13 protein-coding genes are annotated in these 11889 nt (G+C 59.3%); 5 read left to right on the forward strand and 8 right to left on the reverse strand.

Going from position 1 to position 11889, the window contains the following annotated elements; genetic code table 11:
* Positions 1-131: 131 nt before the first annotated feature.
* From AAHM38_RS24685 to AAHM38_RS24710, 6 genes are all read right to left on the reverse strand, one after another.
* Positions 132-944, reverse strand: a complete 813-nt coding sequence (locus tag AAHM38_RS24685; RefSeq protein WP_116575152.1) for a zonular occludens toxin domain-containing protein — start codon at positions 942-944, stop codon at positions 132-134.
* A gap of 138 nt (positions 945-1082) precedes the next feature.
* On the reverse strand, positions 1083-1406 hold the full coding sequence (locus AAHM38_RS24690) for a DUF5455 family protein (protein WP_116575151.1): 324 nt from the start codon (positions 1404-1406) through the stop codon (positions 1083-1085).
* On the reverse strand, positions 1406-2953 hold the full coding sequence (locus AAHM38_RS24695; protein WP_116575150.1) for a hypothetical protein: 1548 nt from the start codon (positions 2951-2953) through the stop codon (positions 1406-1408). Before AAHM38_RS24695 ends, AAHM38_RS24690 begins: the two co-directional genes overlap by 1 nt.
* 77 nt (positions 2954-3030) lie before the next feature.
* Positions 3031-3291 (reverse strand): hypothetical protein, encoded by a 261-nt coding sequence (locus tag AAHM38_RS24700; RefSeq protein ID WP_125472815.1) that lies wholly within the window; start codon positions 3289-3291, stop codon positions 3031-3033.
* Positions 3292-4320: 1029 nt separating this feature from the next.
* Positions 4321-4659, reverse strand: a complete 339-nt coding sequence (locus AAHM38_RS24705; protein WP_116575147.1) for a hypothetical protein — start codon at positions 4657-4659, stop codon at positions 4321-4323.
* A 379-nt stretch (positions 4660-5038) separates the two neighbouring features.
* A complete protein-coding gene (locus AAHM38_RS24710; protein ID WP_116575321.1) occupies positions 5039-5341 on the reverse strand; it encodes a hypothetical protein in 303 nt (100 codons plus the stop codon).
* 160 nt (positions 5342-5501) lie between these two features.
* On the opposite strand from AAHM38_RS24710, the gene AAHM38_RS24715 reads away from it, so the two are divergent.
* Positions 5502-5798 carry a hypothetical protein gene (locus AAHM38_RS24715; RefSeq protein ID WP_125472814.1) on the forward strand — a complete coding sequence of 99 codons (297 nt, stop codon included), beginning with the start codon at positions 5502-5504 and terminating at the stop codon, positions 5796-5798.
* Between the two features lie 250 nt (positions 5799-6048).
* On the opposite strand, the gene AAHM38_RS24720 is transcribed toward AAHM38_RS24715, so the two are convergent.
* Complete coding sequence (locus AAHM38_RS24720; RefSeq protein WP_116575146.1) at positions 6049-6732, reverse strand: hypothetical protein; 684 nt, start codon at positions 6730-6732, stop codon at positions 6049-6051.
* Positions 6710-8887: an alkaline phosphatase family protein gene (locus tag AAHM38_RS24725; protein ID WP_116575145.1), complete on the reverse strand. Its 2178-nt coding sequence runs from the start codon at positions 8885-8887 to the stop codon at positions 6710-6712. Before AAHM38_RS24725 ends, AAHM38_RS24720 begins: the two co-directional genes overlap by 23 nt.
* A 461-nt stretch (positions 8888-9348) precedes the next feature.
* On the opposite strand from AAHM38_RS24725, the gene AAHM38_RS24730 reads away from it, so the two are divergent.
* The 4 genes from AAHM38_RS24730 to AAHM38_RS24745 all read left to right on the forward strand — a co-directional run.
* Positions 9349-10314, forward strand: coding sequence for a MerR family transcriptional regulator (locus AAHM38_RS24730; protein WP_116575144.1), 966 nt, complete (start codon positions 9349-9351; stop codon positions 10312-10314).
* A 112-nt stretch (positions 10315-10426) separates the two neighbouring features.
* On the forward strand, positions 10427-11179 hold the full coding sequence (locus AAHM38_RS24735) for an SDR family NAD(P)-dependent oxidoreductase (RefSeq protein WP_116575320.1): 753 nt from the start codon (positions 10427-10429) through the stop codon (positions 11177-11179).
* A complete protein-coding gene (locus tag AAHM38_RS24740; RefSeq protein ID WP_074295100.1) occupies positions 11176-11631 on the forward strand; it encodes a DUF3429 domain-containing protein in 456 nt (151 codons plus the stop codon). Before AAHM38_RS24735 ends, AAHM38_RS24740 begins: the two co-directional genes overlap by 4 nt.
* A 96-nt stretch (positions 11632-11727) precedes the next feature.
* Positions 11728-11889: succinate dehydrogenase, cytochrome b556 subunit (locus tag AAHM38_RS24745; RefSeq protein ID WP_446740144.1), on the forward strand; the 162-nt coding region annotated here is incomplete at its 3' end.

Genomic DNA, 11889 nt, shown 5'->3' on the forward strand with positions numbered 1-11889 from the left:
TCCCCCCCCCCCCCGCTGTGGGTGTGGGGCCCCGGGGTTCTTTTTCTTTAAATTTTAAAAAACACCCGCCGGCCCCCCCCCCCCCCCCCTGGCCCGCGCTGCGCACAGGCCAGTGCCGTCTGATCCAGCCGCTATATCTGCTTCACCATCCCGCGCCATTCGTCGTACGAGACCAATCCAGCCTCGTGGAGCTTCCACAAGCGACGGGTCTCCTCCAACCTGCCCTTCACTGAAAAACGGCGCTGTACGCGCTTCCAGCCGTGCGTATAGGCCGGTGGCAACATCGAGTAGGGAGCCTGTTCAGGATCATCGACAAAGACCTGCCGCGTGTCGTAGCACTTGTAGAGGTCTTTCGCGCGGTACATCCACCGATCAGCGACCACGGCGTTTGCTTCGGTGCCGTAGCGAACGACGGCCATGTGGATTTGCGGCAGACGCGGCTTGACCAAGCCGAAGGTGGCCAGCTTGACGATCGGACCAAGGACCGGGATGCCGATGCGGTCCAAACGACGACACGTCACGCGGTATTCCACGATGGCAGTGCGGAGTTGCTTATCGAGCTGGTCAATGTTCTGACACAGCAGATAGAGGTCCCATCCGAGCTTACGGCTGTGCACGAACCAATTGAGCACCTCTTGGCGAGCTTTGTCTGCGAAGGTGCGTGCGTTGAGCCACGTCGCAAGCTCATCGAACACCAACACGCCGTTGCGACGTTCATCGTAAGACTCGTTTCCCTTTCCGAGCGAAATCAGCGACTCGACTGTCGGCTTGTCAGGTACACGCACCACACGTGCGCGCTTCGACTTGTAGCCGATGAGGTGTTGCAGATGCAGATCGAGATTGGTGCCAACCGGAAGGCCCTTGATCAGAGCATCGCGAATGATGCCGGTGGCGATCAGCGACTTGCCTGCGCCCAACTTCCCCTCGATGAGATAGATCGCCATGACTGCCCTTCCCCGCGGAGTAGCTCCCGCGCAATTTTGTTGCGTGCCGGCGAGCTGAAAACGCACGCCTGGCTAACGAAATCAGATCCGTCTGCGGCAGATGATTGCGTCGACAGATCTTGTTTTTGGCATTAACTGCTAGCGAGCGGTCAGCTCCAAGGACTTGAGCTGCCAGCGGTAGAGCGCGCACCCGGCCCACACGGTGCACACGGCACTAAGGCAGTACGCAGAGACAGGCGGAAACGCGACGTAAATGCCCATGGCGATCCACTCATTCGTGGGCAGCATCGCGAAGAGCGCAGACGCCGAGGCCTTCATCAGAGCCACGAGAGCAGCGAAGGCAGCGACAAAGACACCGACCACCAACAAGTTGTTGGCGATCCGACGAACCATCAGCTCGCCAAAGAGGCCACCAACCCACGTCAGCAAGCCAGACAGCAACGCACCGAGCAGCGGCATCATCAACCCCCGTTGATCGCGTCACGCACAAGCAAGATGCACGCGACAGCACTGACAAACACCCACACCCACGTAGCACCCGTGCGCGTCAAATCCAGCGTCGGACACAGATCGATGTCCACGGACTCGACCCCTGCACCCTTCGGAATCGCATACGCGAACGGTGCGCAGGCACCCTCAAGGGGTTTAACGATGTCACCGATCCCAAACTGATCGCCCTTCGCTCCACCGATGCTGTCCAACTTCGTTTTCAAGCGGTTGTCGGCATCGTCCATCTTGTCTTTAGCGACAGTGGGCTCTTTGTACGTAGGCGTACCGGTCTCATCGATCTTGCATGCAGCGGTATCCGCCAAGCCACACATCTTCACTTCGGGCTTTGCACCACCACCGCCACTAGGCGCTGTGTCACCACTGTCGGTATTCGTGTTCGTTGTGGTCGTGCCGTCTGGACACGTGCGCGTATTGGTGGCGGTTGTCTGATAGTTCAATGGCGACGAAGCGGCGGTCGCGCTGTTGTTAGAACGCGCCTGCACACGAACGCCCGTTGTGGTGGTGCACTGCTGCACAGTGCCGTCCGGCTTCGTATTGGTCGTTGTGCTGGTACTGACGTTGGGATCGCTGACCGTATCAGTGCCCTTCATTTGCGTCGGCTGACGCTGCGCATTTTGTTGAGCCTGCGCCTGCTCATCAGGGGACATCTGCTTCCAATAGTCAGCAACCCGATTGGGGTTCGCAGCCATTTGCGCGTTCCACGCAGCAGCGATATCCGGATACGTCATAGGCACAGGCGGCGTGCTGACGTTTGGATCAGGAACGCACTTGCTACCGGACTGAACGTAACCCGACACGCACGACCCGGTTGCGACGACACCGACACCACCCCATGACGGGTTCACGACAACACCATCCTGCGATACCGAAAACACACAACCGGCGCTCGCATCCGTGTACGACTGAAAGCCTTTGAAAGCAAACGTCGATCCGCTATTCGTGGAATTGAGCCTATCGGCATAGGCCTTACAAGCGGCGGAAGCGCTCGGATATGAACCACCGACGCCATCCTGCAAGCGCCAAATGAAGCCAGTGAAACCCTCATCGGACTGCGCGGGATTGGCCTGCCCCTTCTTACACCAACCCGTGCCGGACTCTAGGCAGCGCTGCACACCGCGCACGGCAAGATCGCCGATCATCAACGCGATCATTGCTGGCCCAGCCGAACGCGCAACAACGGCGGCTACATCCGCCATGCCGATCGAGGAAACCTCCATCGCCGCCACCGTGCCAATCTGCTTACCGCCATAGCCGATACGGGCAACAATGTCCCGACCAATTTGAACACTAGCCTCGGTGGCCGCGACAACACTGTCGAGCGTGGACGTTTCAACGTTCCAAGACGTGCGCCCAGCAGAACCACTGCGGACCGGAATGTTTGCGGCTTCGGCCGTCAACGACCAGCCACAAAGAAAAACGGCCAGCGCAAGAAGCACCAGCCGCAGGAGAGGCCCACCGCAGTCACCGCGCGCAGGGGCTTTCGTAAGAGTGACAGGCATAGAAGACCTCATACATCGGATCGAGCTTGGTGCCACAGCCCGCGAGGCAAAGCCCCGCGAGCAGGCCCACGAGAAGCTTAGGCAGCACCACGCAGCTTCTTCACCAGCTTGATACCGACGCCCACAATGACACCACCGATGGCGACACCGATCAGCTTCGGACCGTTCGTGGTGAACGCCGTCTTGACCTGCGTCACACCGTCATCGATGGCCGATGCGATGGCCGAGTTCAGATCGACGGTTTGCGCAGATGCGGGCAGCGCGGACATCGCAGCAACCGACGCAGCGGCAGTGATGGCCCAGTACTTGGCATTGGCTTTCTTCAGCAGATTTTTCATGTTTGCTTCCTTCAACTGTTTTCCCCGCCCTTGTTGATGCATCCGGCCCGGGCGGTGTTGAGCCAGATTCTTAAAACCTGCGCGCGCGAGACCTGTCGTTAAGGTCTTGGTAGCTGAACCACGCTAGACACTCCGTGGCTCCGCGTTGTGCTCCGCTTCGGGCACCCCCGTTCGGCGCTGAAAGTGGGCCCCGCCTTTCGCTACTGCATCCACCCCCGTTCAGCGCCGAAAGTGAGCCTCCCCCTTCGTTCCGCAGACGCGGCGCGCGGCGGAAGGCAGACGATGCGGGACGGCCCACGGGGCGTTGCCCCGTGGGGACTACGCTCCAGAGCGTGGACAACTCCGGCACTCACCTATGGACAACCTGTGCATCGGGGATGGACAACCAACCCACGTTGCCCACGCCCGCTACACAGGTTCCCCACAGGTTCGTCAACGCCGGTTTGCCCACCCCCATTCCGCTCCGCTCGCCACGAATTTCATTCATGACGACCGATCAGTGCATCGTCTGCCTTCCGCCGCGCGCCGCGTCTGCTCCACTACGGGACCTCCCGTTCGGCGCTGAAAGTGGGCCCCGTCTGCATCCGCTACAGGCACCCCCGTTCAGCGCCGAAAGTGGGCCCCACCCTTCACTACACACACCGCTACGCCCCTACGCGCCTACCGCTCTGAATACACGAATGCGCCATCCAACAGAAAAACGCGCGCGGTCACACAACCTCTTCAAAACGCGCCACGAAGCGCATCACAGCACCAGCACAGAGGCCGATAAAACCAGCCCCTAGAACCCACACATAAACCGTTGTCATCGAAGCCTCCCGACCACCATGCCCACCAGAAAGCCAACCGACGCGGCGCAAGCAATCACGACCTGCATCGTCTTGACAGCGGCATCACGGAGCTGCGTGAGCATGTCCAACTGCATCTGAGCACACGTGGTAGACGGGTCGCACTGCGCAGGGTCAGCGAGCGCAAGGCACGGCACGAGCGCTGCCAACAAGAGGAGTCCACTCACAACCCGTCGCGCGTTCATTCGAAACGCCCCACGCCGACCACAGGAACAACACGAGGCAGCCCGTTGTCATCCACGAAGAAAAATCCCACGCCATGCCTTGAACGAATGCACTCGCTGGCATGCGCATACGCAGCACCAGCAGGGCAATCCACACGCACAGCGTCACGAAATAGACCATCACGTCCGACATGCTCTTTCTCCAACTTCTTAGGAGCCAACATCGCTAGAACAAACGTGCCAGCCATCAACACGAACATGACCGCGTAGAACACATAGAGGCCCCAAGGACGGCGACGAGGCTGTACCTCGCGGTAATAGCCGCACAGCTCGCCTTCGCTGTTGTAGAGAATCATCACCACACCCCCATCAAGCCGCCGAGACCATGAAGCGACGCACGAGCCAGCGAGTTACTCCACACCACCGTCTCAACATCACCCCGCTCTACCGCCAAATCACGCCGCCACAGATCAAGCAGCAGCAACCCACGTTTCCTGTCTGCGTTTTTCACCATGGCGAAGCGAGGCCTCCAAGCTCAAACAACCGCACGCGAGCACGCTCCAAGCTCAGGGCGCGAATACGAGCCTCCGGAGCATTCTTGGAACTCATGCACGCCAGCAGAAACGCCCAACGCGCATGCTTCATCGCAAACGGCAACTGCATCGTCCTGTTGTCATGCGGATCAACCATCACGAACCCCGTTAACTGAACAAGCCCGGCGAACCGGGCTTTGGGTTAGGCCGTGGCAGCGGCTTTGGCCTGAGGACGACCGAGCGGCACCAGCGATGCAACACGGAAATCCAACATGCCCTTGCTGTCAGCGAACGGGGTCAACTCGATCAGGTATTCACCAGCAGGCGTACCAACGTACTGCTCCGGAAGATTCTTACGGGCAACGAAGGTCTCTTCGACCGTCTTGCCGTCCACCTCACGACCCGAGGTGATGATGAGCTGCGCTTGGTGACGCGTGCCCTTCTTGCCGTCGAACTCCCAGTCCGAGCTGTTGATGCAGATGAGTTGTGCCTTGTACTTGCTCATGTCGTTCTCCATTGCGTCGGCGCTGGGGCCGAACCGTGTTTCAAAGCCACTGCGGGCAAATTGAGGTATGGTTAACCAGCCAACCGGTCTTAGAACAGTTGGTCTAACCATGGACCGAATTATTAGCCCAACCGTTCTAACCTAGCAATTGGAGTTTTCTATGAGCTACTTGGAATTGATAGCGAAAGCGCTGCATGGACGATCTGTGAACCGAGCCGCCAAAGAACTCGGGATTCACCAGCGCAATCTGGACAGATATTCAAAAGCCGAGCGGCTTCCAGATTATGACGACGCTCTAATTCTAGCTCACGAAGCAGGAATTGACGACGCCGAAGCTTTTAAAATTTTGGCGGCTGAAGCAGCGGCCAGAAAACAGCAAAAAAAGGAAAAAATTTCCAAATCTTTTAAGCGGCTCATCGAAGCACTGAACCCGCGCCGGGACTGGCTCCCAGCGTGATTCGATGAGCTAAAGGTTCAGATTTGCATAACACAAATTACACGATGAATTGATGTTGGTGCCAATTAGAAATGTCGCATTTGAGCCAAATAGAAATGTCGCACCCAGTCGAGTCGACGAACCTAAAAATGCGTCGGGTCCAGGCGTAAAACTGTGTCGAAATGCTTTGTGAGGCACAGACTGATTTGTCGGCTCATTGTTACGTTCATCTGTGACGGGTTGATCGCCACCTTGCCTGGTGGTGAAGCGCTCAATCGCCTTCAATATCGGCGTTGGCATCGTTGCGCACGAAGCCCGTGTCATGAAGGACGAAGACATCATCCCCAATCGGACGATGGTCGACCTGCGTCACACGCCAGATAGCGGACGCCTTGGCGTCAGACCAGATCACCATCGGTAAATGTTCACGTGCGCTCCAACAGATCCGATTCAGGGTATTACCCTGCGACAGCACATACCAACGGCATGCCGACGCGGGTATCGGCGCTCCCGCAGGCGCGCTGGTTGGGGCAAGACGATACTCGCCGACCGGATGTCGCAGGCCGTGGGCCAAGTCGAACCAGTCGCTGAAGTGGCCAAGGCGAATCAAGTTATTGCGATCAATTCGCGTGGTGATTCGCTTCCGATAGTCCACCACCGTCATCTGGTACTCGAGCGGGTCGGCAGAATTCCGAACGACATACGTGTCAAGAACCTCATCCGTCTTGCGCCGTAGGCGCACTTGCCTGTCGCGCCAGACCTGCAGCACATGCACGCCATCGCTGCCTGTGAACTCGGCCCGATAGAACAGCGCTGCAGGCTCGTCACCGGACTGGAAGACCGATTCGAACGTCCCCGCCGGGCGACCGGCCGCAGCTGCCGGTGCCAATACCGAGCACAGCAGCGCCGCGCCTGCCGCCCAACCGCTTGCTTTACTGACGGACAGCCTTGGCATAGTCAAAGTATCGATAGGTTTTACCGTCAACGCTCAGATCCTTCACGGCCAGGTTGATGGTGTAGCTGCCCTGTGTCAGCGCAGCATCCTTTGTCGCTCCCGTCGGGTCGGTCGGCACCTCGAAGCTGAGCCCCGTTGCGGGTGACACCGGATTTACCGTCGACGCCTTGACGCTCGGTGCAGTCGGGCTTGCCGGATTGAGCAGCGCTTCGTTCAGGATGCGGCCATCAGCCTGCGGCATCGACAGGCCCAACAGATAAGCAACCGTCGGCGCCACGTCAACGTTGCCTGTGGGATTGGTCACAACGGTGCTGGAGCGGAAAGATGGGCCGCTCGCAATCAACGTGTTATGCACGTCTGTCGTACCGAAGCTACCGTGCATGCCACGCTGGCCGCCCGCGCTTTCGAACTCGATGCCGGGCATGCCCTTGATCGCGACCTGATCATCCCAGTTGAAGCTGACCACCACGTCAGGCTGACCATTGTTCTGCCGCTGCGCGTTTTCCAGATTGACCATGGACATGGGCAGCGTGCCAGGCAGCGCGCCATACCGGCTATCGACGAAGATCGCGCCATACTCTTCGCGTTGCTGCAGCACCTTCACAAGATTCTGTACTGTGGTCGGGTCATGGCTTGGCACATAGAAGTAATCGGACCCGCCGTTCGCGGCCACCACGATGCCATTGGCCGGGAGGTTGCCCGGGGCAGGCACCTTGAAACTGGCAACAGGCGTCGCCAGGCTCGCGCTGATCGCTTGGTACTTCGTATTGGCCGCGCCGCACAGCGAGCCGGTCGTATCCACCTTGACCGGCACGGTGGGCGTACCGTTTGCCTGCAGACCGTACATGGCAGAGGTTGTACAACCCGAGCCGTCGTACGCCTTGAAGCCCCGATAGGTGAGCAAGTCGGCCGAGCGAACGTCGCCGGAGAACGAGTAGCCCGTGGCAGATACCGCACCGATGGCAGCTGCATCCGTGCCGCTGGTTGCGCCATTGACTGGCGTGCCGCCGGGTGCCGTTCCCGAAGGCGTGATGGCGCGCAGTGGGTAAAGCGAAAGCGGGCCAGAAACACTGGAGTGGCCATGGTCCGAGACAACGATCAGGTTGGTACTTGTGTACAGGTTGTTCGCCTTCAGTGCACTGACCAGCTCGCCGAGACGTTGATCCTGTGAGCGCAAGCCGGCAATCGCATTCGCCGACCCCGGGCCATAGCCGTGCTCGACGTTATCGGGTGTGCGGAACCAGATGAGCGAAAGCATCGGCTGCTTCTTCGGCAGGATGTAGTTGGTGAACACCGACAACATGTATTTGTTGGCCGCATCTTCAGGGGCCCCCTGCGTGGTATCACTGCTATCGCGGGCTGCGACGGCGGTCACGCCACTCGCACTGTCATAGGCCGTTGTGTTGAAGGTGATGTAGCCGGCGCGCGCGGTTGGATCTCCGTTCGTCGCGGCCAGCGTGACAGCGTTGGACCCTGAGTATCCAAACTGCGTATTGAACGGCAATGCATAGCCGGCGCTCTGCAGTTCGGTGACAAGGCTACGCGGCTGTACCGTGTTCTCATCAAGGAAGTACCCACCCTGCCCCAGATCCTGGATAAACGCAGCTCCCGACTTGCCGACGGTCGCAGTCGTCAGGCCTGTAGCCTGGGCCGCAGCAAAGAGGCTCTTCACGAGAAGCAGCTGCCCCCCGTAGTAATTGTTCAGAGTGGTCAGGACTTGGTAGTCCTCGGTGAAGATCGGGTCGACATAGTCTGCCGATGCAGCCGCAGTTTTGGCGCCATTCGGCGTCCCGAGGTTGCCCGCGGGAATGCTGTTCGTCGCTCCCTGCGGCGGCGTCCAGAAGGTGTTGCCATAGAACCCGCTGGTCTTCGGGAACGCGCCCGTCGCAAAGGACGAGCCGTTCATCATCGTGAAGGTCGGGTACGTCGAATGGTTGTCGCTGAAGTTGACACCCGCCTGGCGTAATGCATACAGATTTGGTGTATCGGTTGCATTGACTGAGTCGGGGCGCAGCCCGTCCCAGACCATGACGATTGTTCGCGTTGGCTGGCTCTGCGCAGCAGAGGTGCCATTGCTCAATACTGAGTCGCCACCGCATGCGGCGACGAGAACGCTTCCAGCCAAGGCGGCTGCCAAGCCGTACATGTGTTTCATGTTCAATCCCCTGGAACCAACATTTAGTACTGGCACGGGAGACTAGATTTGATACATGACGGAACTGTGACGTCGCACAGAAGCTGGCGCGAAAGCAGTTGGCGTTGTCGAGTATGAGTTGGTTTCTGCGTGAAGGCGGCGCAAAGTCCAACATGGCCTTATGCGGATCCTGCTCGGAAATTGGAGCTACCCAGAAATGACGATCTCGAGCGCAGCGGCACATCCTCAAGGCATCGTCTGCGACCCAGTCGCTCGGAACAGCCCATCGCGACTCATGAAATACGACGCATAACGGCGTCCACGACATTCAGAGCCCGAGCAATCCCGCTAGGCATGCAACGTTCCGAGCAAGATACCGACGCATTCTCGACTCATCGACCAGCATTACCGCTCCCTGCTGGACAGTCCTCTGTTCGCAGTCGCCCCAGTGTATTAACGTAGACACGCAATGAGGAGGACTTGTGAAAAGGCTCTATAAATCATTAGCCCCCAGACATTATCGAAGCGGCGAAGCGGCAAAACTGGCTCGCATGTCGGCATCCACCTTGCGCATTTGGGAACGCAAATACGCTGTCGTCTCGCCGCCGAAAAGTGCATCGGGCCAGCGTCTCTACACAGAGGAAGACATAGAGCGCTTGCGCCTGATCAGAGGACTTGTCGATTGCGGCCACGCTATCGGTGCGGTTGCGGGTCTCAATGTGGAGTCTCTAAGGGCCCTGGTGCGATCGTCCGGAACCGTTCATGCGGCGAAGGGCGAGCCCATTTCGCTTCTGATGGTAGGGCCAGTGTCGATTGCTATCTCGAATTCGGCCTCAGACAGCATGCATGTTTGCGGACATCCCGGATCGCCGGAAGAAGCGTTTCGGGACGCGCGAGCAGGACTGAGGGCGGATGCGTTGCTTGCCGCCGTTCCTTCACTCACGGAGGACGCCATCCTACGGATTGTGGCGCTGGCCGAAGCGGCGCACGCGAAAGCGATCAGCGTGATCTTTACATCGGGCACACCCCGCGCAATTGAACGGGCGAGCCTCGGTGGCTTGCGTGTAGTGCCACAATCCGATGCTGAAGTCAGGCCGGAGTCGCTGATCGCAGAGCTGGTCGATTGGGCTACGGCCCTCCGCCAGGCAGACATTTTGAACGCTGACACGCGCTCGCGAGCGGCGCGTCGCTTCGACGACAAGGCGCTCGCTGCTTTCGCGGGGCTGACTTCAACGATCCAGTGCGAGTGCCCACGGCACTTGGCCGAACTCGTAATCCAACTCAGTGCGTTCCAACGTTACAGCGATGCGTGCTTGTCCCGCTCGCCTCGCGATGCGTTGCTGCATCGCCGTCTCGGTAACGTCGCGAATCGTGCGGTGCAGCTGCTTGAGACCGCCCTGGCTGAGGTCGTGCGTCACGAAGACCTGCTCAACAGTGCCAAGCGCTAACTCGCTCCGGCGTGCGACGCGATGGTGACCGTGATGCGGTTTGAGCGGAATTTAGTCAGGCCACGACCGTTGTGCCTTCTCTGTCCGGTTGGGAACATATCAGGAAGTGATGATGGGATTTGTATGGATTACTGGAGCTAGCGGCGCTGTGGGCTCCGCCCTGGCGCGTCGCTTGAACAGCTCAGGCATTCCGCTGGTACTCACAGCGCGAGACCAGAAGAGGCTAGAACAGCTCGCTGACGCGCTCCAGCCGGCCTCGGTTCTTGTCTGCCCGGCCGACGTCACAGACCGCAGTAGCGCTCAGCTTGCTATTGAAGCCGGTGTCACCCGATTCGGCGCACCGGCAGGCCTCGCACACTGCGTCGGATCGATCATCATCAAGCCGCTCCATTTGACTTCAGAGGACGATCTCAAGCAGGCGCTCGATGCGAATTTCTTTTCGGCGTGGAATGCGTTGCGCTTGTTTGTGCAACAAGCCGTTCACCACAAAGTGCACGCAAGCGCGGTCTTAATCGGCTCGGTTGCCGCCACTGCCGGCTTCCCGAATCACGAGGCAATTGCCAGCGCGAAGGCAGCCGTCGCGGCGCTTGCGCAGTCAGCAGCTGCAACGTATGCAGATCGCAATATCCGCGTGAACTGCATTCACCCGGGGCTGACCTCGTCAGCAATGTCATCTCGACTGACAAGTGCTCCAACAGTTGCGGAGCGGCTTGCAAAGGCAAATCCGCTGGGCAGGCTCGGACAAGGAGACGACACCGCGGCGCTTGCGGAATTCCTGCTCAGCCCTGCAGCATCCTGGATCACCGGCCAACAGATCGGCGTGGACGGTGGCCACGGGCGATTGGTCATACCACCGAAGCCATGAGTACGCATACGACAAGCGTACGCGGCTTGGCAGCCGTGCTCGGGATCAGCGGGCTCATACCGTTTATCGTGCTGGCCGGACTATGTCTGGGGGACACATCGAGCCGCGGTGAATACCAAAGCTGGCTGCTGGTGTACGCGACGTCCATTACGTCGTTCGTAGGTGCAGTGCACTGGGGTCTCGCCCTTCGCGCGGCAACCGCAACGCGCATGCACACCTTGCAGCTCGCCTGGAGCGTTGTTCCATCGCTCGCGGCATGGGCCGTGGCAGTCAGCAGCGAGCCGCCCGCCGCTCTTGTCAGGATGGCAATCGTGTTGGCCATCTGTTGGTTGACGGATGCAGGGTTTAAGCGTGGCGGAGCAATACCGGCCTGGTATTTTCGGTTACGCAGCGTACTGACCCTTGTAGCAACGGCGTCGCTAGCGCTTTCGGGTTTTGCAAGCGCGCGCTAAGCCCTGAGGGCCGTGCACTACGGGGATAGGATGTTGCGTCGAACTCAACAATCTCATCTGCTCAGGAATCTGTTCGAAGTCTGTTTGGAGGACCACGTGGCAATCGATTCAAAAAACGGAGCGGTCATCTACAGGAACATCGGTTTGGGCGACATCGCCCGCTACCGTTTGCCCTGGGCCGGTAAGGTGTCCATCTTGCACCGTGCCAGCGGTGCGCTGATGTTCCTTCTTCTTCCGTTCGTGCTGTACTTGTTCGAA

This window comes from Ralstonia sp. OTU4908, from assembly GCF_038440115.1.
Classification (GTDB): Bacteria; Pseudomonadota; Gammaproteobacteria; order Burkholderiales; family Burkholderiaceae; genus Ralstonia; species Ralstonia pickettii.